Raw genomic sequence first — 26,952 nt, forward strand, 5'->3', positions numbered from 1 at the left:
CAGGCTACGCCTGACATCGCTCCCGGGCATAACGTCCGGAATGAAATATCGCGGGGTGGAGCAGCCCGGTAGCTCGTCAGGCTCATAACCTGAAGGCCGCAGGTTCAAATCCTGCCCCCGCAACCAAACTTTCCAGCTACTTAGCTTTGCAAAGGCGCCCTTGGAGGCGCCTTTTTTGCGTTCGGGGCTACGTTCCGGGCAACGGCGAAGGACTCCGGGCTCGGCTGCAGTGCGTCGCCGGACGGGGAGGCTGGGAGTCTGAGCCGCCACCGCCGTGGCCACTGCGAGACCTGTCGCCATTGATATTGCTCTCAGCAACAATGATTGAGTCACCGCATGTCTCTCCGAGACATTTCCGTAGGAGATCTGGCGCGAAACCGATCGCGGCACCATCGACATCGATTCCGTTGGGATTTTGCTCATGTGTTCGACTTCTCAAGCTGTTCCCGAATCCACGGCTGGACCTCTTCAGACCGCCAGACCCTCCATGCATCCGAGATCTTCACCGACGCGGTCGGGAACTTTCCCGGATGGATCATCCGCCAGAAGGAGACCCGGCTCGTCGCCGCTGAATCTGTTGGTTCTTCTGTCATCTGCGCGGCTTTCGAAGCTGTTCGCGGATCCACTGATGGACGTCCGGGATCCACCAGACCTTTCGCCGCTTCGAGAACTCCACAGGGTAAGGAAAACGCCCTTTGTCCAGGTAGCGGTAAAGCGACCGCCGGGAGAGTGTGGTGATGCGGCACACCTCGCGCGCCGTATAGAAACCGACAGGGTCATTGAATATCATGGTGGCTGCTCCACACACAGTATTGCCTCCGGTTCCGGGACAGACTCCCAGCTCCGCTCGTCTCTGCTTCTGTTTCATGTATGACGTGGACGCTAACACAGTCACAATACTATGTCTATACGCTAAATTAAAACCGACTAAACTAGCATGGGCGAGAATTGGTGTCAACGGAGCAAGAGAAATTGTCAACATTACTTTTGAATCCTGTCGTAACCCGCACCGGAGAGTAATGACCTGCTCGGACGCTCGAAAGGACTTAAACGGGCGCCGAAAACGGTTGACGATAACTCGGAAATAACATAATGCTTATCACGTGAGCACAAAGGTGGTTGTTGTGAGCGTAATGGTGAAAATGGCAGCTCTCGCCAAGGTGCCGGAGTTGCGCCCGGTGAGGTAACTCTCACTTCTAGCTCATAGGACTAAGTTCTGCTGGAAAAGTAACTCTATGTCGCGGTTCGAGTTCTTTGAAGTAATGCCCCTTGTATAGGATTCAGCGAGAATAGCGGACATGGGTGAGTGGTTTTTGAATCCTAGGGAGCGGCCCTGCTCATGGGGTGGCAAGCTTTGCAGTGTCGAGGGCCTCCCGTGCACAATGCGGCTGGTGCCGCAGAAAGAAGCCTGCCCCCCGAGTAGCTATTAGGAAAAGCTGGAGGCGCCGGATTCAGCAGAGCCGGTCACTCGAGCCGGAATGTCCAAGTCCTGTTCCCTTCGGGCGGCATAACCAAATCGAAGGGACGGACATTGTTGAGATTACGTCTGCTGGCCGGCGCGGGATGGGTTCCGGTGGGCGCGTGCTGCCGCGATCATCACGTCCGCGCGTTGGTGACGCGTGGGTTCCGCCCCCGGCCGCCGGCCTCAGAGAATGTTACAGCCGCAATTGCTCCGCCCGTGCGGGGGAAAGAACGAGGTCCCGCGCCGATGCGCGACGATTAGCAGGGAAAGGACATAGCTTGAACTTTGAATGGATGGACAGCGAGACGGTCGAACGCCTTCTCGAAAGCATTCACGTGGCGAACACGGGCGGGCCGGACCTTGCCGCCGCCCTCGAGGGAGCGCCATTGCTGGACAGCTACCGGGCGGCTGTCGGTCACGCGTTCGCACTGTCTGGGATCGTCCATGGGCATCCCCGCATCGGCGACGGGCGGAAGATAGTCACGAGCCAGCTCTTCTATCTGGATGCGGACCGTGGCATCGCCCGCACCATGAGCAGGTGGTATCGCCTAGGCTCCCGGGCCGGAAGCGGGGGGCATTGACATGAGGCTTGAGATTGGCCGTGCGCTCGCCCGGGAGCAGTCCGGGGATCCAGGCATGCTCCTCGCGTCCTGCACCTTCGCGCGCGCCTTGAGGGCCGTCGGGCTGTTGCGGAGCGGCGTCCCCGGCTTTGTGATCTGCGTGGTTCCCAGGGGCTATCGTACCGAAGAATACGAGGCGGCAGCATTCGCCATGCTGAAAACTAAGCGCGACGACTGGGGGGACCAGCAAATCAAGGTCCGCCTTGCCAATCCACCCAGAAAAAAAGGCGTGCCGCATCGGCGCGTGTCGATATTCGACCTCAAGGGGCTGGAGGTGCTGGTCGCCAGGGACATCGGCGAGGTGCCGAAGGACGTGCGCTTTGCAGCCACTGCCATTGTCCGGGTGGAGCGACCAACGCCGGGGCACGTCAATGCCGCGCGCCGTCTTTCCGGGCGGGCGCCTTTTTCCCGGGAGGTGGCCGCTCTGCTGGCTGCAAAGCCCCAGAACGCGCTTCTGGCCGCCATTCTTCAGCCGAACTCGGTCGAAGGCAGGATTGATGAACTCGACGACTTGAATCGCGAAAGCAGCGGACCGGGTCTCTTCGAGCTGCCAGGATATGAGGAGCTGAAGCCGTGGGCGCGACGACTCTCGGCCGACGTCGCGCGCTGGCGGAGCGGCAAGCTGTCCTGGAGCCTGGTGACGCGGGGCGCGCTCATATCCGGCCCTCCCGGAACAGGGAAGACGTTGTTTGCGTCGGCACTCGCCAACGCTCTCGGGTTCAAGCTTATCTCTGCAACGGTAGGGCGCTGGCAGGCGGCCGGCCATCTCGATGACACGCTCGCGGCGATGCAGAAGAGCTTCCGCGATGCCGATGACGGGGTGGGGGCGGTCCTATTCATCGATGAATTCGATAGTATCGGACGGAGATCCGCTCGGCCCGGCCACCACAACGATCACTATTGGCAGATCGTCCTCAACGATTTTCTCAGCCTGTTGACCAACCTCGGCGATGGCGTTGTGGTGGTCGGGGCTACGAATTTCCCCGAGTGGATCGATCCGGCCATCCTGCGCGCCGGGCGCCTCGAAAATCATTTCGAACTCACTCTCCCCGACCGTACCTCGCGGGCCGGGATTCTAAAGCATCATGCTGGCGACGCCATATCGCTCGATTCCCTATCCGGTATCGCCGAGGATCTGGAAGGGGCTTCTGGAGCCGATCTGGAGAGGCTGGTGCGTGATGCACGCGGGACTGCGCGAGGCGAGGATCGAGACTTGGAGCTGCGGGATATCATCGACCGCCTCCCGGAGAGAAAGCGACGCACGGCGGAGCAACAGCTCAGGCTTGCAGTCCACGAAGCCGGACATGCGCTGGTCGCGCTCGCGCTCGGATATGCGACGAGCGCGACCATCGAGATCAGGGACAGCTTCGATCCGAACGCAACCGAGTTTCTCGGGGGACTGGCGTCGTACACCGTTGTTCCGGACTACCTTCCAACGGAGACGAGTCTGCGCAATCGTATCGCAGTGAGCTACGCCGGGATGGCTGCTGAGGCGGCGGTGTTCGGCGATCGGTCACTGGGCTCCGGCGGCATTGTCGGGAGCGATGTCGAGCACGCGACGTCCATCGCCCGGCGGATGATTGGAAGCTATGGCCTCGGCAAGACGCCAATCTTTCTCGGCACGCCCGGAGACCTCGGAAACGCGCCCTTGCCCGAGCGGCAGGAAGCGGAAGTGACGCAAATGCTTTCGGACGAGTGGGAGCGTGTTCGCGCCATGCTCGCGGGAGAGCTGGAACGCCTCCTTGACCTGGCGGCCGAAGTCGTCGCCAATCAGTCGGTGAGGATCGAGCGCGGTGGAATAGCGAAGGCGGCGTAGCGGAAGCCGGGACCATGCCATCGCGTGGACCGCCGGCAACGACGCCTACCGCGGCAGGGTGTCGATCCGGCCGCTGCAGCGCGTGCAGGCGCACTCGTTGCCGAGCCAAGGACTCGTACGATGCCGGGGCTTGCGAACTGCATGGACGCCGCATGGGGTCGTAGGAGGAATGAAACATGCCACACGGGAAGGGCGGTGTGGGCAAGGCCGACGAAGCCAGCCCGGTCGGGGACGGGAAGGACCACGATGAAACGCTCGATGAAGCTCTTGCGAGAGCGGGGTTCGAACCGGCCAATGTCGGGCGCAAAACCGTGCCGCAAGGAAGACGTAGAGAACCTTTGAGGAGGACTCCTCCCAAGGAGCCGAGCAAGTAGGCTTTCCGGAATGCGGCCGATACGCGCACGTTCTATCTCGCGGTTTGCTACGCCGAAGGCGAGCCTTCCGTCCCCGAGGCAAGTGAGGCGCTTGCTCCAGTATAAATTCTCCAAGATCCTGAAATACCTGGCCGGACCCAGACCCAGGGCACCATTTCGAAACGTTAGTCGGATCATGCTCTCGGGTATGCAGTTGCGAGCGATACGGAAGCGTCCCGTCGCCGCTCGTGGAGCGTTCGAGGATTGTCTCGATGCGATCGTCTATGCTCCGCTCAGGGGCGGACGCTTGCGTCCCCGACAACTTGGCGAAGGCCCCCGGACCAGGGCGGTGGTGTGGGTTCGCTTTCAGTTGTCATACTGCGCGCATGGCTGTCTGTGCCGCCTCCTGGAGAGCGCGTTCCAATCGAAGAACGGCCGGTCGCTGCGGACGTCCGACCGGCTGTTCCAGATAGTAGTTTCCTGGTCCGGGCGTCTTCGCGACAACCGGACATATCCTGAGTCCCAATGATGCTGCGAGGGGGCCGCAGACGGGAAGATGACCGATCGCCAGTCCTAGGCCCTGACTAACCATCATGAGCGCAAGAGGAGTTGTGTCGACCACTTCCAGTTTGGTGCTCCGTCCACTCACCGGGCCGAAGTTGTGGTTCAGGAGTGCTGTCCATCCCATCGCATGGGAGGCGACATCGAAGAGACGGAAGGTCAGCAAATCTTCGACAGTCTGCAATTTCTCGAGATCTTCGTCGCGGCACATAACGACATGCGAAAGTCCCATGAGCCACATCGGGTGACGGACGAGATGGGGCTCCTCTCCGAATCTGATCATGAGATCCGGATCCGCGTTTCGCTGCGAGCCCTCCATCAGTAGGTTGACACGGATGGATTGATTTGTGGCCTCGAAGGTAGCCAAAACCTTCGGAAGCCAGCTCATCGACATTAACTGACTCGCCAGCAGCGTGACCTGCTCAACTCGCTGGCGCCCGAACATCGACTGAGCCTTGCTCTCGATCGACCCTAGCGAGACCTGCACGGTCGGAAGAAAGTCATTTCCGTCCGGCGTCAACGCAACCCGGTTCGCAGTGCGCTCGAACAAGGGTCGACCCAGATGGCTTTCGAGCGCTAGCACCTGCTGGCTTACGGCCGCGGAAGACATGTTCAACTCTTTTCCGGCGCGGGCGAAGCTCTGGTGACGTGCCGCAGCCTCGAATACGCGGAGCCAGTTCAGAGATGGGATAAGGCTTCGAGTCATTAGCGTAGAGTAAGTAAAACTTAAGCTAAGGGCAATCAGATACTGAGTCTACAGATGCTAATTCCGATGGCATAACGTTCCTGGAACTACCCCAAGAAAATAAGGGAACGAACATATGCTTAACCGCAGACTACTAATTATCGCCACCGCGACATTGCCCCTCCTTGCTGGCACCGCATCCTCCCAAAGTCTTCCTGACCATGTGACTATCGCCACCGAAGGCGCGTACGCACCGTGGAACTATACGAATGCCGACGGCACTCTCGCGGGATACGAGATCGACCTAGCGAAGCTCCTCTGTGAGCGCATGAAAGTGAAGTGCGATATCGTGCCACAGGAATGGAGCGGGATCATTCCAGGGCTGACGGTTGGAAAGTACGACGCGATCCTGGCATCGATGGGCGTCACCGAAGAGCGCAAGAAGGTAGTCGCGTTCTCCAAGCCTTACGCCAAGGCTCCGAATGGCTTCCTGACTTCCAGCGAGAATCCTATGAAGGATCTGCCGGATGCGGGCAAGTCGTTCGACCTCGCCAAGGATCCAAAGGATGCAGAGGCGGCTCTGGGAGTGCTGAAGTCGAAGTTGTCCGGCAAGGTAGTCGGCGTCCAGACGGGGTCCACCGCTGCAACGTTCGTGGCGCAATACATGAAGGGTGCGGATATCCGGGAATATCCCTCGTTCGAACAGCTCAGTCTGGAGTTGAACGCGGGGCGCATCGATCTCGCCGTCGCAAACGTGACGGCGTTCAAGGCCGCTATCGATCAAAGCAAGGGAAGCCTGGTGTTCACCGGCCCAACCTTCTCTGGAGGCGTGCTCGGACTCGGAACCACCAATGTTGCCCTTCGCCAGCGTGATGAAGCGTTGAAGAAGGCTTTCGACGACGCGATCACTTCCATCGACAAAGACGGCACTAACAAGGTCCTGACCGAAAAGTGGTTCGGCGTCGACATCTCGATTCACGAGTAATGTCCTCCGTCCCTCCCTCTTCGGGAGGGACGCCACCCGCGGGCGTAGCGCAGCGGATTACCATAAACGCTCAATATAGGTGATGGCATGTTCACGCCCATCGGGTCCTCCGAGGCAACGATCACTATTTTCTTCGACGGCCAGCCAGTTTCCGCGCGACAGGGAGAAACAGTGGCAGCCTGTCTCCTTCGGGCAGGTGTCCGATACTTCCGGACGACGCCCGTCACGGGATCCAAGCGACTTCCGTACTGCATGATCGGACATTGTTTCGAATGCCTGGTCGAGATCGAGGGGATGGGAAGCCGACAGGCTTGTCTCTCGCTCGTTCAGGAGGGAATGACGCTGCGGCATCAGATCGGCCCGGCATTCATTGATGGGGATTGCGATCGGTGAACGCTGTCATGGAAAACAAGAACCCAACGGAAGGGCTGTCTCCACTCCCCGATGCCGACGTGCTGGTGATCGGAGCAGGACCGGCCGGCATGTCCGCGGCTGTCGACCTTGCGACGGCGGGCTGCCGGGTTATCGTTTTGGACATGCAGCCATCCCCGGGTGGACAGATATTCCGTTCGATAGAGGCGAACCATGCAGCCCGCCCTGTCACGGACCGACTGCTGGAGGCGCTCGGTCGATCATATGCGGCGGGGCTGGAGCTGGTCGAACAGTTCCGTGCAACTCCTGGGATCGACTACAGACCGGACACCACGGTCTGGGAGGTTCGAGCCGACGGAACGGTCGGCTGGTTGAAGGGAACCCAGGCGGGCTACCTTCGCGCTTCCCGGATAGTTCTGGCGAACGGAGCGATGGAGCGACCCATGCCGTTTCCAGGTTGGACATTGCCGGGCGTCTTCACCGCGGGTGCTGTCCAGACCCTCATCAAGGCCGGCCGCCTGCAGCCGGAAGGCAGGATAGTGCTTGCAGGAACGGGCCCGTTGATCCTGCTGCTAGCCGAGCAGCTTCGAAGACTTGGCGTGCGGCCGCTCCTCATCGCTCGGACCGACACTCTCCGGAACAAGCTTGCAGCTCTGTCTACCCTTAAGATTCCCGCGCTTCCTGCCCTGGTGAAAGGACTGGGATGGATCGTCAGGCTGAAGATGGCCGGCATACCGATGCCCAGAGGCATTTCCAACCTTCGAGCGCATGGCACCGAGAGCGTCGAGTCCGTCAGCATGGACGTGCGTGGGAAGAGGATCACGCTTCCGTGCGACATGCTGATCGTCCACGATGGCGTCATACCGTGCACCGATCTCGCCCATGGCGCCGGACTCGCCCTCGACTGGCTTTCCGAGGACAGAAGCTGGCGGCCGAAAACGTCTTCCCGCGGGCAGGCTGAAATGGCACCGGGTCCGGCCTTGACCTCAGGCCCGTGCCGCATATTCGTCTCCGGTGATGCGCGTGGAATCGGTGGCGCGGACGCTGCCACTGCCCACGGACGCTATGTTGCAGCGACCATCGTCCAGGATCTCGGCATGGTGGCCCAAAGTGACGTGGACGCGACAGGCAATGCAGTTCGTGTGGCGATGGCCGGCCGCCCGTTTATCGACGCCGCGTTTCCCCCAGGTCTCTCCAATGAGCTACCTGAAGACGAAACGATCGTCTGTCGATGCGAGGAACTGGACTCCGGTACGCTTCGCAAGGCCATTCGGGGCGGTGCAGACGACATGAACCTGGTCAGGGGACTTCTGCGCTGCGGGATGGGCCCCTGCCAGGGAAGGCATTGCTCGATAACGCTGGCCCGTCTCCTGACCGAAGAGGGCGCGTCAGATCGTCCGCATCCTCCCTTCCGCGCGCGACCGCCACTGCGCCCGATTCCTCTGGGCGCTCTCGCCAACCTCTCAGGTCTTGACCCCGAACTCGCGGAGATCGTCTCGCTTGGTGACAAGCCGGAAGCGAACAGCGAGGAGGACGCGCATGAGTGAACGGTCAAAAGACGTCGTCATCATCGGCGGTGGCCTGCAGGGATGCAGCATCGGCCTGTTCCTGGCACGGGCCGGAAAGCGGGTGACCATCGTCGAAAAGAATCTTGCAGGACGTCACGCTTCCGGCGTGAACGCCGGGGGTCTCAGGCTTCTGCTGAGAGACATTCGAGAATATCCGCTGTCGACGCGTGCGATGGAGATGTGGGAGCGCCTTGACGAGTTCGTAGGCCGCGGAGCGGCACAGATGGCGGAGGTCAAACTCGGAACGTCCCAGATTGCGCTGGCGGTCGACCGGGCCGAAATGGAATGGGCGGTTGCCCGTTCGAAGGACATGATCCGAAAAGGAATCCACACGGAGGAGCTGATCGATGCCGCTGAGCTCCATCGGTTGCTGCCAGGCCTGACATCCTCCGCTCTCGGCGGCCTCATCTCGCGACGCGACGGGCATGCCAATCCGGCAAGCGCCGCGCGAGCTTTCAGAGTCGCGGCCGAAGAGGCTGGCGTTGAGGTACGGGAAAGCTGCACGGTACGGGGCCTATCTCCGACATCGGCCGGCTGGCGCACGCAGACGGACCAGGGCGCCATCGAATCCGAACTGGTCGTCAACTGCGCCGGCGCTTGGGGCTCAAGGATCGCCGACGGGGTTGGCGAACAACTGCCAATGACGGTCATGGCATTGTCGATGATGGTGACCACTCGTGTCGCGCCATTTGTGAAGCCGGTGGTCATCGGAATCGACCAGCCGCTGTCGTTCAAGCAGAGCGCGGTCGGATCCCTTGTTATTGGTGGCGGCATTTCCGGAAAGCCCTGTCTGGACGAAGGAACGTCGTTCACGGTGATGGACCGTATGGCGTCGAGCGCAGCGGCGACCGTTGCGGCATTCCCTGCCCTGGCCAACATCGCCGTCGTGAGGAGTTGGACCGGCCTCGAGGGGGCCACCCCGGATGGCGTCCCCTACATCGGGCCGAGCGCCCGCCATTGGGGCCTATGGCACGTCTTCGGCTTCTGTGGCCATGGATTTCAGATTTCGCCGGCCGTGGGAGAAGCCGTAACTCGTTCTCTGATCACCGGGAACGTCGATCCGACACTTGCACCTTTCGCGGTGGACCGCTTCGCCGCTTTTGCGGCCAGCAAGGGGGAGGCGCTGCTATGACGCCCGACTTGATCGACCTGGTGGGTTTCGGTTCCCAGGGCTGGGGATTGCCATTGCTGAGAGCAGCAGGAGTGACCTTTTCTGCTGCCGTCTGCGGCTTTCTTCTCGGAAGCTTGCTAGGCGTCCTGGGATCCATACTGAAGCTGTCCCGGTATATCATCCTTAGAGGCATCGGGCAGTCCTACACGACGATTTTCCGAGGCGTTCCTGAGATTCTCGTCGTCTACCTATTTTATTTCGGAGGCAGTCTCGTCCTGACGAAGGCGATGAACGCTGGAGGCATAACGGGCTTCTATTCGCTTCCGGGCTTCGCGACCGGCGTAATGGCGGTCGGAATCGTCTCGGGGGCCTACCAGACCGAAGCATTTCGCTCAGCTTTCCTCCGTCTCGACCGGGGACAGCTCGACGCCGGCCTTTCAACCGGGATGTCGGACCAGCTTCTCCTTCGAAGGATTATAGCCCCGCAGACACTCAGATTTGCGCTGCCAGCCCTTGGCAATATCTGGCAGTCGGCGCTGAAAGAGACTTCGCTTTTGTCCGTGATCGGTCTCACCGAACTTCTCCGTCAGGCAGGTACGGCGGCAGGGTCGACGCACCAGCCCCTTCTCTTCTACACAGTGGCAGCGGTCATGTTCTTCATTATCGGCAGATCGACAGGACACGTCATCCGCCGGTTCGAGAACCATCTTGCCAAACCCTGGAGGCGCTGATCATGGATTGGCCGTTTATGTCCGAGGTCCTGCAGCAGCTTCTAGCAGGACTGCCGCTGACACTCGAACTGACCGCAATAGGGCTGGTGGTCGGCTTCGTACTGGCCGCGGTGGTCTTTGCCGCAGCAAATGGCCGGGTTCCGCCCGTCCGGTGGGCCGCAATGGCCCACATAGAACTTTTCCGCGGAACGCCGCTGCTCCTACAGATATTCCTCATATACTACGGGTTGGGCCAGGTTCCTTTGCTCCGTCACTCCTTCTTGTGGCCGTTCCTGCGCGAACCGTACTGGTGCTCCATCATGGCGCTCGCACTCAACACGTCGGCATATACTGCCGAAATCATCCGCGGTGCGATACAGGCCGTTCCGCGTGGCGAGGTCGAAGCCGCTCGTGCCTGCGGCATGTCCGGACTGCTCTTGCGACGTCGGATCGTCTGGCCGATCGCCCTTCGGCAGGGTCTGCCGGTATACAGCAGCGAAGTGATCCAGATGATCAAGGCAACATCCTTGGCCAGCATCGTGACGCTGAACGAGGTGACGGGGATCACCTACAAGCTCGTTTCGTCCTCCTACAGGGTGATCGAAATATTCGTCGTCGCCGGGGCGATTTACCTCGCGCTGAACTTCCTCGTGAGCACTGGCTTCATGCTGCTCGAACGATCCCTTCAAGCCCATCTCGCGCATCGCCGCTCCTGATGGCAAACTTCGGAGACACTCATGGCCCCCACAGATAGTGCGACCACACCCGCGGCCATTGCGGTCGAAGGCCTTCACAAGCATTTCGGCAACCTGGAAGTCCTGAAAGGGCTCGATTTCGAGGCCCGGCATGGCGAGGTCATTTCTATACTGGGGGCGTCTGGCTCCGGAAAGTCCACCTTTCTGAGATGCCTCAATCTCCTCGAACTGCCGTCTGCCGGACGACTGCACGTTTTCGGCGAGGAAGTTCGGCTGAAGTCGACCTCGAATGGCTTGCACATTGGCGACAGGAAGCAGCTCGACCGCCTGCGAACCCAGGTGGCAATGGTCTTCCAGAATTTCTGTCTGTGGCAGCACATGTCCGTTCTCGACAATCTGATGGAAGCGCCGATCCACGTGCAGAAACGAAGCCGTTCCGAGGTTCGGGACGAGGCCGAAGCGATGCTCGTTCGCGTCGGCCTGAAAGAACGTATCAAGTCATACCCCGCACAACTGTCGGGAGGACAGCAGCAGCGAGCTGCGATCGCACGCGCGCTCGTCATGAGGCCGAAAGCTCTACTCTTTGACGAGCCCACGAGCGCGCTTGATCCCGAACTCGTCGGCGAGGTGCTCAAGGTAATGCGGGATCTCGCGTCCGAAGGGCGTACGATGCTCATCGTCACGCACGAGATGGCGTTTGCCCGCGACGTCTCGAACCGAATTCTCTTCCTGGAGCAAGGCAGGATAGCAGCACAGGGGTCTCCGAAGGAGCTCTTCGGTGGCGGTGCGAATGAACGCTTCAACAAGTTCATCTCGCGCTTCAGTGAAGGATGAACCTCCGAAGGAGGAGTCCGGCACAGGCACCGTCGTAGCAAGATAGAAGTCAAGGAAAGTGGAATGATCGAACGACTGGAAGTCGGCGCGCGGATGAGCCGCGTGGTGAAGCACAACGGTGTCGTCTACCTGGCAGGATTGACTGCAGACGATCTTTCGCAGGACGTCGCCGGTCAGACGAGGCAGGTTTTGAAGAAGGCTGATGCGAAACTGTCCAGCGCCGGAACCGACAAGGCTATGCTTCTCACTGCAACGATCTGGCTGCGCGAGATCCAGGATTTCGACCGGATGAATTCTGTCTGGGAAGCATGGATCGATGCCGCGAACCCTCCAGCGCGAGCCACCTGCGAAGCTCGAATGGCCGATGACGACATTCTCGTGGAAATCGTCCTGACTGCGACGTCGTGAACTGCGATAGGCGAACGGCTCAAGTCGCGATCTCATCGTGGACGAACGGGGCGGCGACAGCACGCCTCCTCCTCGAACTGACAGAAATCCTCGTGGGACGCACCGTCCTCGACAGACCGACAAGGAACTAATGATGTCCGCAGCCCATAGCCTCAACATTGTCCCATTCGTAAGCGTCGAGAACATGATGGATCTTGTCCTTTCGGTCGGAATCGAGAAGTTCCTAATCGAACTGAGCGCGTACGTGGAGGAGGACTTCATTCGCTGGGTAGACTTCGACAAGACGCCTCGCGTCGCTTCTCATTCGAACGATGGCGTCATTGAGCTGATGCCCACCAGCGACGGAAAGCTATACAGTTTCAAATATGTCAACGGACATCCCAAGAACACAAAGTCCGGACGGCAGACTGTCACGGCGTTCGGAGTCCTTGCAGAGGTCGACTCGGGCTATCCCGTTCTTCTTACCGAGATGACGATCCTCACGGCGTTGCGCACGGCAGCTACGTCGGCCGTTGCGGCAAAGCATCTGGCGCCCACCGGCGCGAAGACCATGGCGATCATAGGAAACGGTGCACAGAGCGAATTCCAGGCGATCGCCTTCAAGGCGTTGCTGGGCATCGACCACCTCAGGCTTTATGATATCGATCCGGGCGCGACGCAGCGATGCAAGAAGAATCTTGAATCCTTCGGGTTCAAGATTGATGCCTGCCGGTCCGCTGAGGACGCAGTCGAAGGCGCCCAGATTGTAACGACGGTGACCGCCGACAAGAAGAACAGCACGATTTTGACGGACAACATGGTAGGGCCGGGCGTTCACATCAATGCCGTGGGCGGAGACTGCCCCGGAAAGACCGAACTCCACCGAGACATACTCCTTCGTTCGGACATCTTCGTTGAATTCCCTCCGCAGACAAGGATCGAAGGTGAGATCCAGCAGCTTGCCCAGGACCATCCTGTCCATGAGCTTTGGAAGGTGATTGCGGGCGCTGAACCCGGTCGAGTTGCCGAGAAGCAAATGACATTGTTCGACAGCGTAGGCTTCGCAACGGAAGACTTCTCGGCGTTGCGGTATGTCCGAGACAAGCTGTCCACGAATTCTGGATTTCAAAACCTCGATTTGCTCGCCGATCCTGATGAACCGCGTGACCTCTTCGGAATGCTCATGCGCCACGCAACCAGCACCCGCGTAACATCGGCTTGAGTTATTGCTTGAAAGTTAGGGTGTTGGGACGGGCGTGCCTTGGCCAGGACCGTCCGGCCTCTTCCACTCGAACTCTCCTTTCCATAGGTTGAAATCCGCCATCAAGGCGGCAATCCGTTGCTGCTTGGTCTCTGTCCGTCTAGGCCTGTGCCCGCCGAACGAACGAGATTCGACAGACCAAAGCAGGGCACATCTTGAAGGGAATCTTCGATACCAAGCGGGACTCCGGTTACGACGACGAGATAGCGTTCCGGTACCATTTTCCAAAACAGTACCGGGGCGTCGCGGAGAGCCTGGTAGGCGATAGGATCATCTATCGAGAGCCGCAAAGAAATGGGGGGCGTCGGGCGTACGTGGCCACGGCGAAGGTGATCGTCGTCAACGACGATGCCGCTCGGCCCGGCCACGCATACGCTGTCATGGCTGAATATCAGGAGTTCGATGAACCCGTCCCCTTCGTCCGCGAGGGGCGCTACTGGGAGACGACCCTTCGCTCGATTCCGGATCCGACCCGTGTCGGCGCCTATCTTCAAGGAAAATCCATCCGCACAATTCCAGAGAGCGACTTTGCGGCCATTGTGCGTGCAGGCCTTTCTGAGACCTTGTCGGCCAAAAACGCCATCCGGTTGGAACTCGATCCCAAGAACGTTGACGATCGCACACAAGAGCTGCTCGACCTCCCAATTCAGGAACAGGAGCGTCGCATCGAGCACATCCTGATGAACCGCAAGATTCGGGAGGCCAGCTTTCGCCGGAAGGTCTGTGATGCCTACGACAGCCGATGCGCGATTACAGGGTTGCGAATTGTGAATGGCGGCGGCAAGTCCGAGGCCCAGGCGGCGCATATATGGTCGGTCGCCGATGGTGGACCGGATGTTGTGCAGAATGGCATCGCGCTGTCGGCTACCGTGCACTGGCTGTTCGACAGGCATCTGATCTCGTTGACCGACGAATACCGAATCCTTGTTTCACACAACAAGGTGCCCCCGGAGTTGCGGACGCTGTTTGCCAAGCAGATGGATCGGATACATCTGCCTGCGGATGAGCGGCTGTGGCCCCACCCGGCTTATTTGGCGCTGCATAGGGAGAGGTTCAGCGGGATTGTATAGGGCGCAAGTCGACCTCGCACCGACGGCGGTTCTTGAAAGCGAGCCTCCGCAACGGCTCCCCAGCGATTCCTTGATGTATAGACACGTATAAATTTAGTCCGGTCACACTAAATGCTATCGCAGAATGCAGTTGATCTTGATAGTGTACCGCGAGAATTTTGGGGGAATCATGCAGACTGCTATCGATCTCTATTCCGGCTGCGGCGGCATGTCGGCTGGTGCGGCCATTGCGATCCCCGGTCTCGAAGTGAAATGGGCGCTCGACATTGACAAGAACGCGACCGCGACCTTCAAGAAGGCTCATCCCGAAGCGCTAGTCGATTGCTGCGATGTTTCGCTGGTATCGGCGACCGACGTGATTGAGCGCGCGGGAATCGAGAAGATCGACTGGTTTTTCGCCGGCCCCACATGCCAAGCCGTTAGCACGATGGGGGTTTTCCACCTGGATGATCCCAGGAACGCGCTCTTCGTACATTTCATCCGCTTGCTGGACGGTTTCACGGCGGCTGGGCGGCGTCCTCAGCGCGTTGTCATGGAAAACGTGCCAGGCGTCGTCTACGGCAAGAATCTTGTGATCGTTAAGGAGCTGTTCACGCTCTTCGAGGATCGCGGTTACCACGTTTTCGCCGACGTCGTGAATATGGCGGATTACGGCCTACCGCAGCTCCGCAACAGGTTTATTCTCATTGCGTCGGTGGATCCGATCCCCACCACCTTTCCAAAGCCGACGCACTCTGTCGATGGCAGTCATGGCCTACTCGCGTACGTTACGGTATCGGAAGCTATTGGTGACCTGGTAGCTCCAACAAGCAGCGACGGTAAAGCTTCCACCACGGCGACGTCCGTGCCGACTGAGTTTCAATCCTTTGTCGCGGATTCAGATGGTGAAGTTGCGAACCACTGGTGCAACGTTCTCACTGACCTGAACCGCAAGCGGATCAGCAAGGTGCCGCAGGGCGGCTCCTGGAAAGACATCCCGCCAGAACTACTGCCTGATCGTTTTCGCCGCGTGCGCCTGACTGACTACGCGACGCTCTATGGGCGGCTGCACGAGGCTTCGCCCGCCTACACCATTTCTGCCGGCTTCGGGAACGTTACCTCTGGCTGCTTCACGCATCCACTGCATGATAGACCGCTCTCTGTCAGAGAGGGCGCGCGCCTTCAGGGTTTCCCGGACAGCTTCGAATTCACCGGGCCGCGGGGCAAGCAATACAAGCAGGTTGGCAACGCTGTCCCGCCCTTCTTCATGACAAAGCTCATTCCGCATCTGCTTCATGGGGCCGAAGGTGTAAAGGCAAGGATTACCAAGGATGCGCTGGCGGACGGCAAGAAACTGCCCAAGATGGTCAAGCGCTTCACGGGAAAGAAGAACGAATCCGAGCGCGCCCGAGACGGCTACGGTGCCGGAACCTACTGGCCAGTGGGCTGGGGCGAACCGATTGCGGCCGACGCTGTCGCCGCCAATGGGTATCGATTGAGCGAGATGCCGCTGCGGTTTCGTCGGCGCGATGAATGGCGCGCCTCGCGCGACAAGTTCACCGATCAGGACCTCGTCGCCGTCTACGAGGAGCAGCAGCGCCGTGGCATCGTACCTGCCGGGGTGGTTGCGCTTCCCCTGACCCGTGAAGGCGATGTCGACGCCATCGACCGGGCCATCGTCCAGCTTCTTGCGATCGTCGGATCGAAGCCGGGCCAGATGGAACTCGATATTCCCGTTCGCTATCTCCGCGCACGCCTGAAGCTGCTGCATGACCAGCTCGCAGAACGCCGGGTATCGAACCTGCCGCTGCTGGCGATACCTGAGGAGGGAGCGGCCGTTCGCCTTGGCGGCGACGAGGGAACGTTCCTTCTTGCCCGGCTGACGTTCGAGGACACCGACATGTCGGCTGACGCGTCGCTCAAGGCTCCGCATCTCGTCCTTCATCCCGAGCGGCCCCGCCAGAAGGGCACAGACAAGGCTGCGGACGACTATCTTCGCTACCGATAGCAAAGGTCGGAGCAGGCTCGGTTCAGGATGTCTTAGGGGGGAGACAGATTGAGAAAATTCGAGGCGGAATGCATCGAAAGGTATTTTCTGGGGCCTGGCAGCACGGGGCCGGTAGCGAGCGTCTATGTCGCCGACGACGATCTCTGCGATATCTTCGGCGTTACCGATCTGGAAACGGCCCGGATGCGGCTCATTCAAACGCTTCCGCACATCGACATCCTCAAGCAACGCCTTTCCGGAGATGTGGCGCCGCGAAAGGGCAATGCGCCGGACTATGTGAGGATCCTCGTATTCCTCTGCTGGATGCAGACGACCAGGTTGAGACTGGAGGAGGATCGAGATTTCCGCGACGACCTTCTCGCAAAGCAGCTTAACGAGCACTTCACCGGGTTCCCGATGAACGGCCTCGACCTGATGTGGCATCACCTGAAGGAGTTCCTCTGGCGGGAACACCGCATTGATCTTGTTCTACCCGAGCACATTCCCAGCCACATTAGCCGGATTGGCCGCACGCTTCAGATGGCCTTTCCAACTTGGCGGCACAAAAATGAGTTGCGGAAAGTAAGGGATCTCATTCCTCCAGGGAATCTTCTCGATCCCCTCACTGTTGCCAACAGGTTTCAGACATCGAAGATGCGCGGCGAGACGATGCAGTCGTTCGTGTACAACTTCGTGAAATTCGATGAAGCGCGGAAACGCGGCGTGCGCGAATACATGGAGACGCCCTTCTGGCAGGCCTGGTATTCGATCGTGGCTGACCTAGCTGCGCTCGAGCACATCGAGGTTGCAGAGGGCGATTTCGGGGAGCACGAGCTCTTCAGGGTTTCTCCGCTCGGTGTCCGTGTGGCGATCTCGACCCCGGAGGATGCGCTCAAGTTCATTCCCAAGGCTATTGGGAAGTTCGTTCGGAGCGGGATCGTCTTTCTCGAAAATCTAGGCTTCGGCAGATACCGGGCAGGAAAGGCGGAATCCAACATCCTCCTGATCAAGCGCGAGAAGCTCGCAGGATGCCCCTCCGAGGCGATCCGCTCCGTTGCCGGCTTGAACGCAGACTGGGTCGTTGCCAGCTTCAAAAAACAGCTCGAAGGCGGAACCCAGGCGGCAGGCGCGCCGAGGGAATTCGGCTGGCGGGACGGCATCAGGGTCGGCGGCGCCTACCTTGGACGCACACCACTGGCTCCGACGATCACAGGCCCGATCCCGGCGGCTATCCGCGTCGAGAAAAACGGCAAGTCGATTGACATGATCCGGCGCGATGACGGCCTGTCTTTCAAGGATGGGATCCACTCGGGAATGTTCGTCGCCCGGAGCCACCGGGAAAGCCGCGAAATACTGCTCGTTCCCCGGGCGAACGAGGTCGGCGACATCCGCCGCCTTTCCTTCGAATTCTCAAGGGAGATCTCGGAGGACGAATTCCACCACGAGACGGTGCCATCGCTTGTCTCCACGCTCGAGGAGTGGAGCGGCAACCGCGTGCCACCCTGCGATGAACTGGTGACAATCGGCGAAGCGCTCTATGAACGGACGGCACGAGGACTTTCGTTCTCCGAAGCCATCGAGATCATCCTGAGAGGCATGCCCGAGGCCGACCGCCCTTCCGAATGGGACCTGCTTCGATCCTTCTCCGACGCTGGGTGGCTGGAGATGACGCTGCTACGCCATTTCCCGGTGCGGCGGATACTTCAGAACCCGCTGATGGCCGAGCGCGTCGGCGAGGACCTCGTCAGGATCAGCGGCCCGACCCCGATCGCGGTGCTCGAACGCCTTCATGCCGCAGCAGGAGCGGCCGGAGCCAAAGTCGAGACATGGAACGGGCTGTCGAAGTGGGCGCTGCCCCGATATGCCGTCAGGTGTCCGAACGAGCGCGCGCGCCGCGACTTCATCGAAAGGATGGCCATTGCGGAAAAGCCCACGCCAAAACTGGCAGTCACCGATGTCGGCGACCCCGACGGAGTGCACGGCTACCAGGTTATCGGCAGGCTCGATGAGGAGCACGGCTACTTCGCGGTCCGTTACGACGACAAGGTTGCCGACGGCCTCTACAGGCTCGAAAGGAAGGAGTCACGCAACCCCTTCCTTCACCGCTCGGTCGTCGACGGAAAACCCGTGAAGATCTACGTCTCCCCGTCAGTGGCAATACTGTCTCACCATCTGCGCGTCGGCGGCCCGGTCTTCTTCCAATCGGACGGTATCCTTCAACCAAGGCGCCCCCGCGTCCTCCTGCCGTCGAGCTGGGCGAGATGGGCATCCGACAGGGTGCTCTGCAACGCCGCTCCGGGGTCTTCCAACGACGGGTGGCGGTACCAGTATGCGGTCGGCGCTTCCTCCCTCTCGGCAATCTGCCGCCTCGTTCCTGTCACGGACAAAGAACGGGACGAGGAGGAAGAGGAAGCACACAGAACCAAATGGATCGACAGGTTTCTCGCATCGGCCTCCAACCGGGGCCGTGCGATCCATGACAGCAGATCACGGACGACGCGGATCGCACGCGTGATGGCCGAAAAGAGATAGAACATGTCAGTATCAGGCAAGACGGTTTACAGAGTGAAGCAGGTGCTCGCGCACGATGTCGCGATCATCGTTGAAGTGAAGAACGCAGATCCCCAAAGCGGCAAGCTGAAGGAAACCCGCGACAGCAGGATAGCGCTCGGCGGCGCGGGATCCTTCTGGCTTATCACCGGCGAGAAGGAGCAGAAGCTCGTCGTGCAGAAGGACGACCGCTCGGTTCCGGCATTCGCGGGCGGCATATCAACGATGGCCTCCAGAATCCGGGGTTCCGTCTTCGAGCTTCCAAAGATCGGCCACGACAATGCAGGCCCGGGAAAGCTCGATGCCGTATCCTTCGCGACCGCCACACGGCTCAGTGTCGGCTACAGCCCGCAGGAAGGCGACTTTGGGGACCTGGTTTCCGCTCTTTCGGAAGGTTCGCTCCACGTTCCCCTCGACGCATCCGTCGCGGCGATCGAGGTGCAGTCCGGTCACTGGCTGACATCGGGATTCGAAGCACTGCCGTCGGGGCGCTACAAACTGCGCCAGCAGTCCTTGCGGTCGGTTGCCACGGCCACTCTCAAGAATAGTCCCGAAACGATGAAGCTTGGGAACGGTCTTGTCGTATTCGTCTCCCCACCCAAATGGTCGGAGGCGAAGGACACTGATCTGCGGTCGGAGGAGGAGATCCACCAGACGGTGGAGCAGTGGTTATCCAGATCGAAGCAGGTTCTGAGCCTTCCCCACGGCGCTCATTCCCTGGAGCCTGCAGAACTCCTTCACCTGCTGGCCGTCAGGGCAATCAGCGAGGAAGAGAAGGCCGATCTGGCATCCATCGCGGGACGTCTGTCGAAGCGCAGCGAGCTTTCCGACATCCTTCCCGAGATGCTGGGACGCGATCCCGCGTTCAGGGGCAGGCTCGCTGCCTTCGAGGAAACGGAAAGGACGCGCCTTCGAACCGAGTTGGAAGAGCGGCTCCGCAAGGAGATCGAGGCGGAGAGTGCCCGTCTTGCTGCCCTTCGGATCGAAGTCGCGGACGCTGAAACGAAGCTCGCTACTTTCTCCCACCGGGAGGCGCTCCTGAGGAGCGAGACCGAAAAGCACGAGGAGGCGCTTCGCAGCAGGATCGCAAGCGCAGCGGAAGCAATAAGGAGCGAATCCTCCCGCGAAACGGCGGCCATTCGCGACGAGGTCGCCCGCCTGCGGGACGACATGGTCCAGATCGCCACCGCCGCCCCCGCTTCGGCAGAGCCAGTTGCCCCGGCGCCAGTCGTGGCGGAACAGGCCGAAGAGGCGGTTCCGCCAGCTCGTCTGCTGGCCCTTGCTTCGGAAGATCAGAGGAAAGAAATCCTCTACGAGCTTGCTGTCGCAACTGGGCTGACGCTTGCCGATGTTGCCGCCGTCGTCGCGACGTTCACAGATGTTGTCCCGGTGCTGCTTGGTCCCGATTCCGCTGCGGGTGCGGTCGACATTGCCACGGCTGTTGCCGGGGACGATGCCGCCATCGTTTTCTGCGACCCCACCAAGATTTCCCTGACGGATCTGCTGAACGACGAGCATTCAGGTCTCAGGGAAGCCATCGAGAAGGCGAAGGATCGGCCCGAGATGTTGTTGGCCGCGGCGCTATGCAGCATCACGAGCGGTCCATGCGAGTACTGGCTTCCCCAGATGATCGAGATGAGGAGGGTCGGACGTCTCCCGCGCAATCTCGCGCTTGTCGCAAGCGCGGGTGTGGACGGCCTCCGGGTCCCGATTCCTGATTCCACGTTGCGGCATCTGTTTCCGTTGAAGCCCTCGAAGACACCTCGCCCCGGATCCGCGAAGTTCGAAGGTTTCTGGCCAATGACAAGTGCCGATCCGGAGAGGGTCCGTCAAGCGCTTGCAATTCTCCTAGACCGTGACGTGGAGCGTTCCGCCATGCAAACCGTGGCACGGGCGCTCGCACGCACCCCGTCGTGGATCAAAGGTTCCGATGCGATCGATGTCTTCCTGAGGCAGGCGAAGTGGCTTGCCTCTACCGCTGCGGGCAACGAGCACGAATACGACGAATACTTCATGAGCATAGAGGGCGCTGACAATGTTTGATCCGATTGGCGGTTTCAACCGGATGATCGACCAATTCCTCGCGTACCTGGACACGGCCTACCGGATCGATGATCCGCGCGTGTCGGGGATGAGGAGGGAGCTTCTTTCCACGCCGGGCCAACTCGCGCTCGACCCGATCTTCGAGGCCGTCGCACGCTACAAGCCCGTCAGTTATGGATTGGAAGGGCTGATCGACGATCCCGAAGGCCGCCTGCCTCATTTCTCGCGGAACGAGCGGCAGGCTTTCGTCGAACTCGCGCTCTCCGGCCTCTTCGACAGGGAGAAGTCCAGCTCGGGCTTCAAGGGTGCCTACGCTCCCTATCTCCATCAGGTGCAGATGCTCGAAAAGGGCGCGCGCGACGGAACGCCCGGCATCGTCACCTCCGGCACGGGTTCCGGCAAGACGGAATCCTTCATGCTGCCGATCCTCGCGCAGCTCGCTAAGGAGGCGACCTCGTGGCCGGCTCCACTGCAGCCGCTCGATGACTCTTGGCTCGAAGAGGGGCGTAAATTCCAACCGCATCGCCGGAACGAGCATCCCGACAGACCCAAGGCGGTCAGGGCACTCGTCCTCTATCCGCTCAACGCCCTCGTTGAGGACCAGATGGTGCGCCTGCGCAAGGCGCTGGACTCCGACGACGCGCAGGACGTGATGGCCCGCCACTTCAACGGGAACCGCATCTTCTTCGGCCGATACACGGGCAAGTCTCCAGTCACGGGCTTCCTGCAGCATCCGCGCAAGAGCAAGGACAAGACATGGAAGGCGCGCAACACCCGCGCCCGCCGCGAGCTGAAGCAGGAACTGCAGCGCTACCAGTCGATCCAGCAGCGTCTGGCCTCCGATAGCGATCCGGATCTGCGCTACATCTTCCCGACGACCGACGGCGCCGAACTGATCTCGCGCTGGGACATGCAGGCGACCCCGCCGGACATCCTCGTGACCAACCAGTCGATCCTCAACGCGATGCTCGTGCGCGAAGTCGACGATCCCATCCTGACGCAGACGCGCGATTGGCTATTGAGCAGCGACGACGCGCGCTTCTACCTCGTGCTGGACGAGCTTCACCTGATCCGAGGTTCGGCCGGTGCCGAGATGGCGGGCCTTCTCAAGGTGCTTCTCGAGCGTCTGGGTCTCACCGATCCCGCGCACGCCCACAAGCTTCGCATTCTCTCCTCGTCCGCCTCTCTTCCGATGGACGAGGAAAACGCCGCGGCCAGCATCGACTACCTCAAGAACATGTTCGGCGACGCGGGCACCGCTGGCTCCACCGATCTCAACGAGGCCTGGAGGCAGAGCGTCGTCACGGGCGAACCCATCGAGGTCACGCGCCCCGTGAACATGCCTTCCCGCGAAAGCCTGGCCGAACTGGCCCGCGCGCTGCAGGATCTCGACCACCGCCGGAGTCCCCGCGATCTGCTCGACCGCTTCCTCTCTGCGGCTGCGAGCATTCCGGGATCCGCCGGAAAGACCCCGGCGGCGATGATGGAGGCCGCCACGATCGCGGCGGCCGCGATGCTCGACTTCGCGCTTCAGGATGCCGACAGGCAAGGAGCGAAGAAGCCGCGCACGGTCGAGGACATCGGCAACATCCTCTTCGGAACGGACGACAGGGAGGCAGTGCGGGGCCTTCTCGCCCTCCGGGCCATCCCCGACCTTCCATCATCCGTGCTTCCCGCGGAACTGGTGCCGGGCCGCGCAGCCGTCGGATCGCTGCCGGGCTTCAGGATGCACTGCTTCGTCCGCAACATCGAAGGTCTCTTCGCCTCCATCCACAGGGAGGACGATGGTTCCGTCGTCTGGGGCACCCCCAGCATCGAGCGAGGCCAGAACTATGACGGAGACAGTGATCAGGAGGGCCGCAAGCGCCTGTTCGAGATGCTCTACTGCGAAGCCTGCGGCGACCTCTATCTGGGCGGCAAGCGCGGCGAGACCGACCCCGGCTCGTCGCGGCGCGTGTCGCTGCTGCCCGCGCCGCAGGAACTTGAGAAGCTACCGGAGAGTGCCTCATCGATCCGCTTCGAGGATGCGAGCTTCCGCGAGTTCGCTCTCTTCTGGCCCAACCAGGGGCAGGCAGAGACCGAAATCCGCGTCGAGAGAAGTCCGTACCGCTGGACGCAGGGCTACCTCAATCCGCGCACGGGCGTCGTCAGCGACACGGAAGAAAGCGGCGACGTGCCGGGGCATCTGCTGCGCTGGTCTGGTTCCGACGGCTTCCATCAGCGCAAGATCGAGGACGACGGCACTGCTGTTCCGTTCTGCTGCGCCAAGTGCGGAACGGATTATTCCGGCCGCTACCGTCAGGCCAACTCCAAGAGGCGCGAAGGCCGCCTGTCGCCGATCCGAAGCTTCAGGACCGGTTTCGGCAAGACCTCCCAGCTCCTCGCGACCGAACTGGTCGCCTCGCTGAAGGCGCAGGGCGGCGACGGCAAGCTGGTCGCCTTCTCCGACAGCCGCGAGGATGCGGCGAACCTCGCCCTCGAGGTCGAGGTGCAGCACCAGCGCGACCTGCGCCGCGAGATCCTCATCTCGGCCGCGACGCGCATCGCCGCAGAGCATACCTACACCGCCGATGACGAGGCCGAGTACCAGCGTCTCAAGCGCGAAGTCGCCGACCTTATGATGGACGACAAGGACACCGACCATCTCACGCCGAGGCTCAAAGCACTGCAGAAGCGCAAGTCCGGCGCCGGGCAGCCCCCGAGCGTTCCGCTGAAGGATCTCTTCGAGTTCGAGCGCGACAAGGCGGGCAACGCCACGCGTCCGATCCTGACGGAGCTCATGAAGCTGGGCTCCACCCCCGTCGAGGGAGCCGACACGATCCACACGCGCATCCGCAACCGCGACTGGTACGAATTCTTCGAGATCGGGAGCGATGGCCAGATCTCGTGGAAGCACGACGTTCCCGAGGAGCAGCTCAAGCTGATCCGAAAGGCGCGCGAGAGGGTACAGGACGAGCAGCCGCCGGACGCAACAGACCTGCTCTTCAGCAAGACCTACTTCGCGCTGGAGGAGACGGGCCTTGGCTGGCCGAGCTTCTACGGCCCCGAGGAATACTCGGCGGACAAGTCGCGCGACGACGCGATGCTGCGCATCTTCGCAGATGCCTACCGCATCACGCCGAACCAGTTCCAGGAGGAGACGCGCACCGCCTGGAAGAACGCCTTCGACATGCTCGGCAGGGGCGACAACAGGCTGAAGCGCCTGATGACGAAGATCCTGCAGCATCCGGAAAGGGATTGCGACGAGTTCCTCGACAAGCTCAGGACCACGTTGAAGCAGACCCGAGGCGACGGCTCGATCGACATCAGCATGCTCTTCTTCCGAGCCGCCGATCCGGCCGGCGCCGCATGGCGCTGCGACCGCTGCGGCCGCGTCCATCTCCACGCCGGGTTCGGACGGTGCACGCGCTGCGGCGAGACGCTGACCCGGCCGGAGGATCTGACGGCCACCAAGATCTCCGCGGAGAACTTCCTCGGTCGCCGGGTGATGCGCTCGATCACGAGCGGGGAGCCGCACTTCCGGCTCAAGTGCGAGGAGCTGACGGGGCAGACGAGCGATCCGGCCGGGCGGCTCCAGCAGTTCAAGGGCGTGTTCGTCAAGGAGGACGACGAGAGCGACGAGGACTTCCGCTGGCGCAAGCTCTTCGACACGTCCGACCTGCTTTCGGTGACGACGACCATGGAAGTGGGCGTGGACATCGGCTCCCTGCAGGCGGTCTATCAGGGCAACATGCCGCCTCAGCGCTTCAACTACCAGCAGCGCGTGGGCCGTGCCGGCCGTCGCGGACAGGCGTTCTCGACGGTCCTGACCGTCTGCCGCAGTAAGAGCCATGACATCCACTACTTTCACAACCCGATCGAGATCACCGGATCGGCTCCGCCGCCGCCGTTCATCACGACGGGACTGACCGACATCCCGTCGCGTCTCCTGCGCAAGTTCTGGCTGGTCGAGGCCTTCCGCATACTCCGCGAGGAGGCCGGAGAGACATGGGCGGGCGACGATCTCGTACCCGGCGACATCCACGGGGAGTTCCTCTATTGCAGGGAATACTTCCGTCAGGACATGAACTGGCGGGAGCGACTGGCCGACGCGCTCTCGCGCACCGACCATCGAAGGGTCCGTCTGGCGACGATCCTCGCCGCCGTCTCCGGGTGCGATCTGAGCAGGATCCTGACCGCGGTCTCAGCGGACACCGTGCTCGCGGCCATCGACAGCCTCGAGGAGGAGTTCGGCCTGCAGGCGGTGGGCATCGCGGCGGCGCTCGCCGAACGCGGTCTCGTACCGCTCTATGGCATGCCCACGCGGTCGCGAAACCTCTATGTGGAGCTGAGGAAGCCCAAGGGTAGCTTTGAGGCCGAGTGGGACACCATCGACCGCGATCAGGACATGGCGATCTTCGACTTCGCGCCGGGCAGCGTCCGCACCCGCGAGAAGCTGCGTCACCGCTGCATCGGCTTCAGCGGCGTTCTTCCCGATCCCGACGAGTTCGCGACAGACTTCGGCGCTCCGATGCGCGGATTCTCGAACTGGTTCAAGGACGACTTCCATCTCCGCTTCTGCGGCCAATGCGGCGCGTGGAGCCGTGGAACCGAGCAGACGGTATCCTGCCACGGATGCGATGCGCCTCTGGCCGACACCGGGATCCGGTGCATCACGCCAGCGGCCTACCGGACGGAGCTTCGCCCGACCGACGAGAACCTCGCATCGAAGGTCGGCCAGCGGATGACTCTCGCCAGCCTCGGCAAGCCGGACAGGCAGAGAACCGACGAGAACCTCAGCGTGAATTTCGCGGAACAGTCGGAGATCTTCCTCGTCAATCCCGGCTTCAGGGACGACACGGACTTCACAGGCTTCGAAGTCCAGGAGGCGATCGACAACGACGCGCAGCGCATATGGTGGTGGAAAGACAAGCCCCTCATGAAGCTTGCGGGACAGGCCATCGCCACCGACACCCTCGCGGACGACCAGAACGGCCGCTACCGGGCGCTGGAGGAACCCATCAGCGCATGGCTCGCCTCCACCAAAGTGACGAACTCGCTGCAGATCGGACCCGTCAGGCTCAATCCGAACCTGCGACTGCTCGACATGGACATCGGCCTCTCCATGGGCCGACGAGATCCCGCCCGCACGAGCGTGCGCGCCGCGGCGATATCGGCGACGGAGATCCTCGTCCAGCGCGCCGCGCTCGATCTCGACATCGCGCCGGAGGAGTTCGACGCACTCGCGCCGAACATCATGGTCTCGCCTACCGGGGAGCGCCTGCCGTACCTGCAGATATCGGATGCGCTGCCGAACGGCTCCGGCTTCTGCCGGCACCTTCTGGGCGACAGCACCATCCCTGTCTCCGCCCTGATCGGCAGCATCCTCGACGAGGGCGGAGCATGGCCGAGAACCGATGTGGCCGACGCCGAACACATGAAGCGGTGCGGAGCCTCCTGCTACAGGTGCCTGCAGAGATACAACAACAGGAATTTCCACGGCCTTCTCGACTGGCGACTGGGACTCTCCTACCTGCGGGCGATGGTTGACCCCTGCTACGAGTGCGGGATCGACGGGAACTACGGCAACTTCGAACTGAGCGACTGGCCCGCGACCGCCAGGGAGCTTGCTCTCCAGACGAAGACGTTCATCCCCGGCAACACAGTATCGAGCGTGAAAGGGAGGCCGGACATTCCGATCTTCTCCCTCGATGAAGGCAACAGCCGGTGGGGGGTGGTCGTGCATCCACTATGGGACGCGAGGAGGCTGTTCGACCGCCTGGACCTCCGTCGCAACTACGTCGCTGTCGACAGCTTCGAATTGTCCAGGCGCCCGCTTCATGTTCTGCAGCGAGCGCGCGCCGCCGGGAAGTGAGGATTTCGCTGCTCTATGTTGCGCGGCGGTCGAAACGATCTTCTTAACG

The 26,952-nt window shown here is 61.3% G+C and carries 18 protein-coding genes and 1 tRNA gene; 17 read left to right on the forward strand and 2 right to left on the reverse strand.

Annotated features, from left to right (window positions below; all coding sequences use genetic code 11):
* The first annotated feature begins 49 nt into the window (after window positions 1-49).
* Window positions 50-126: transfer RNA gene (locus HJC04_RS00005), tRNA-Met, on the forward strand.
* A 463-nt stretch (window positions 127-589) separates the two neighbouring features.
* On the opposite strand, the gene HJC04_RS00010 is transcribed toward HJC04_RS00005, so the two are convergent.
* Window positions 590-790: an AlpA family transcriptional regulator gene (locus tag HJC04_RS00010; RefSeq protein WP_221144527.1), complete on the reverse strand. Its 201-nt coding sequence runs from the start codon at window positions 788-790 to the stop codon at window positions 590-592.
* Window positions 791-1,740: 950 nt separating this feature from the next.
* On the opposite strand from HJC04_RS00010, the gene HJC04_RS00015 reads away from it, so the two are divergent.
* On the forward strand, window positions 1,741-2,043 hold the full coding sequence (locus HJC04_RS00015) for a DUF6634 family protein (RefSeq protein ID WP_221144751.1): 303 nt from the start codon (window positions 1,741-1,743) through the stop codon (window positions 2,041-2,043).
* Between the two features lies 1 nt (window position 2,044).
* Complete coding sequence (locus HJC04_RS00020) at window positions 2,045-3,898, forward strand: AAA family ATPase (protein WP_221144528.1); 1,854 nt, start codon at window positions 2,045-2,047, stop codon at window positions 3,896-3,898.
* Window positions 3,899-4,624: 726 nt separating this feature from the next.
* On the opposite strand, the gene HJC04_RS00025 is transcribed toward HJC04_RS00020, so the two are convergent.
* On the reverse strand, window positions 4,625-5,518 hold the full coding sequence (locus HJC04_RS00025; RefSeq protein ID WP_221144529.1) for a LysR family transcriptional regulator: 894 nt from the start codon (window positions 5,516-5,518) through the stop codon (window positions 4,625-4,627).
* 115 nt (window positions 5,519-5,633) lie between these two features.
* Between HJC04_RS00025 and HJC04_RS00030 the strand changes: the two genes are divergently transcribed.
* From HJC04_RS00030 to HJC04_RS00095, 14 genes are all read left to right on the forward strand, one after another.
* Window positions 5,634-6,482, forward strand: coding sequence for a transporter substrate-binding domain-containing protein (locus HJC04_RS00030; RefSeq protein WP_259668769.1), 849 nt, complete (start codon window positions 5,634-5,636; stop codon window positions 6,480-6,482).
* 87 nt (window positions 6,483-6,569) lie between these two features.
* Complete coding sequence (locus HJC04_RS00035; RefSeq protein WP_221144530.1) at window positions 6,570-6,875, forward strand: (2Fe-2S)-binding protein; 306 nt, start codon at window positions 6,570-6,572, stop codon at window positions 6,873-6,875.
* Window positions 6,876-6,883: 8 nt separating this feature from the next.
* Window positions 6,884-8,401 (forward strand): FAD/NAD(P)-binding oxidoreductase, encoded by a 1,518-nt coding sequence (locus HJC04_RS00040; protein ID WP_221144531.1) that lies wholly within the window; start codon window positions 6,884-6,886, stop codon window positions 8,399-8,401.
* Complete coding sequence (locus HJC04_RS00045) at window positions 8,394-9,554, forward strand: FAD-binding oxidoreductase (RefSeq protein ID WP_221144532.1); 1,161 nt, start codon at window positions 8,394-8,396, stop codon at window positions 9,552-9,554. The genes HJC04_RS00040 and HJC04_RS00045 overlap by 8 nt, the downstream gene beginning before the upstream one ends.
* Window positions 9,551-10,264: an ABC transporter permease gene (locus HJC04_RS00050; RefSeq protein WP_221144533.1), complete on the forward strand. Its 714-nt coding sequence runs from the start codon at window positions 9,551-9,553 to the stop codon at window positions 10,262-10,264. The genes HJC04_RS00045 and HJC04_RS00050 overlap by 4 nt, the downstream gene beginning before the upstream one ends.
* A 2-nt stretch (window positions 10,265-10,266) precedes the next feature.
* Window positions 10,267-10,959: an ABC transporter permease subunit gene (locus tag HJC04_RS00055; RefSeq protein ID WP_221144534.1), complete on the forward strand. Its 693-nt coding sequence runs from the start codon at window positions 10,267-10,269 to the stop codon at window positions 10,957-10,959.
* Window positions 10,960-10,980: 21 nt separating this feature from the next.
* Entirely contained in the window at window positions 10,981-11,772 is a 792-nt protein-coding gene (locus tag HJC04_RS00060) for an ABC transporter ATP-binding protein (RefSeq protein WP_221144535.1), read from the forward strand.
* A 63-nt stretch (window positions 11,773-11,835) separates the two neighbouring features.
* Entirely contained in the window at window positions 11,836-12,180 is a 345-nt protein-coding gene (locus HJC04_RS00065) for a RidA family protein (RefSeq protein WP_221144536.1), read from the forward strand.
* A gap of 133 nt (window positions 12,181-12,313) precedes the next feature.
* Window positions 12,314-13,381 carry an ornithine cyclodeaminase gene (locus tag HJC04_RS00070; protein ID WP_221144537.1) on the forward strand — a complete coding sequence of 356 codons (1,068 nt, stop codon included), beginning with the start codon at window positions 12,314-12,316 and terminating at the stop codon, window positions 13,379-13,381.
* Between the two features lie 194 nt (window positions 13,382-13,575).
* Complete coding sequence (locus HJC04_RS00075) at window positions 13,576-14,490, forward strand: HNH endonuclease (RefSeq protein WP_221144538.1); 915 nt, start codon at window positions 13,576-13,578, stop codon at window positions 14,488-14,490.
* Between the two features lie 169 nt (window positions 14,491-14,659).
* On the forward strand, window positions 14,660-16,477 hold the full coding sequence (locus HJC04_RS00080; RefSeq protein ID WP_259668771.1) for a DNA cytosine methyltransferase: 1,818 nt from the start codon (window positions 14,660-14,662) through the stop codon (window positions 16,475-16,477).
* Window positions 16,478-16,525: 48 nt separating this feature from the next.
* Window positions 16,526-18,988, forward strand: coding sequence for a hypothetical protein (locus HJC04_RS00085; protein WP_221144539.1), 2,463 nt, complete (start codon window positions 16,526-16,528; stop codon window positions 18,986-18,988).
* 3 nt (window positions 18,989-18,991) lie between these two features.
* The gene (locus HJC04_RS00090) at window positions 18,992-21,049 is read left to right on the forward strand and encodes a hypothetical protein (protein ID WP_221144541.1); all 2,058 of its coding nucleotides are present in this window, start codon (window positions 18,992-18,994) and stop codon (window positions 21,047-21,049) included.
* The gene (locus HJC04_RS00095; protein ID WP_221144543.1) at window positions 21,042-26,903 is read left to right on the forward strand and encodes a DEAD/DEAH box helicase; all 5,862 of its coding nucleotides are present in this window, start codon (window positions 21,042-21,044) and stop codon (window positions 26,901-26,903) included. Before HJC04_RS00090 ends, HJC04_RS00095 begins: the two co-directional genes overlap by 8 nt.
* Window positions 26,904-26,952 lie beyond the last annotated feature (49 nt).

It is taken from the genome of Rhizobium sp. NLR8a, assembly GCF_019685235.1.
Taxonomy (GTDB): Bacteria; Pseudomonadota; Alphaproteobacteria; order Rhizobiales; family Rhizobiaceae; genus Rhizobium.

Excerpts from the sequence above, each read along its gene's own strand:
- HJC04_RS00010 (WP_221144527.1), bottom strand. The coding sequence starts at position 790 with ATGATATTCAATGACCCTGTCGGTTTCTATACGGCGCGCGAGGTGTGC.
- HJC04_RS00050 (WP_221144533.1), top strand. The coding sequence starts at position 9,551 with ATGACGCCCGACTTGATCGACCTGGTGGGTTTCGGTTCCCAGGGCTGG.
- HJC04_RS00025 (WP_221144529.1), bottom strand. The coding sequence starts at position 5,518 with ATGACTCGAAGCCTTATCCCATCTCTGAACTGGCTCCGCGTATTCGAG.
- HJC04_RS00040 (WP_221144531.1), top strand. The coding sequence starts at position 6,884 with ATGGAAAACAAGAACCCAACGGAAGGGCTGTCTCCACTCCCCGATGCC.
- HJC04_RS00030 (WP_259668769.1), top strand. The coding sequence starts at position 5,634 with ATGCTTAACCGCAGACTACTAATTATCGCCACCGCGACATTGCCCCTC.
- HJC04_RS00035 (WP_221144530.1), top strand. The coding sequence starts at position 6,570 with ATGTTCACGCCCATCGGGTCCTCCGAGGCAACGATCACTATTTTCTTC.
- HJC04_RS00090 (WP_221144541.1), top strand. The coding sequence starts at position 18,992 with ATGTCAGTATCAGGCAAGACGGTTTACAGAGTGAAGCAGGTGCTCGCG.
- HJC04_RS00055 (WP_221144534.1), top strand. The coding sequence starts at position 10,267 with ATGGATTGGCCGTTTATGTCCGAGGTCCTGCAGCAGCTTCTAGCAGGA.
- HJC04_RS00060 (WP_221144535.1), top strand. The coding sequence starts at position 10,981 with ATGGCCCCCACAGATAGTGCGACCACACCCGCGGCCATTGCGGTCGAA.
- HJC04_RS00080 (WP_259668771.1), top strand. The coding sequence starts at position 14,660 with ATGCAGACTGCTATCGATCTCTATTCCGGCTGCGGCGGCATGTCGGCT.
- HJC04_RS00065 (WP_221144536.1), top strand. The coding sequence starts at position 11,836 with ATGATCGAACGACTGGAAGTCGGCGCGCGGATGAGCCGCGTGGTGAAG.
- HJC04_RS00020 (WP_221144528.1), top strand. The coding sequence starts at position 2,045 with ATGAGGCTTGAGATTGGCCGTGCGCTCGCCCGGGAGCAGTCCGGGGAT.
- HJC04_RS00095 (WP_221144543.1), top strand. The coding sequence starts at position 21,042 with ATGTTTGATCCGATTGGCGGTTTCAACCGGATGATCGACCAATTCCTC.
- HJC04_RS00045 (WP_221144532.1), top strand. The coding sequence starts at position 8,394 with ATGAGTGAACGGTCAAAAGACGTCGTCATCATCGGCGGTGGCCTGCAG.
- HJC04_RS00070 (WP_221144537.1), top strand. The coding sequence starts at position 12,314 with ATGTCCGCAGCCCATAGCCTCAACATTGTCCCATTCGTAAGCGTCGAG.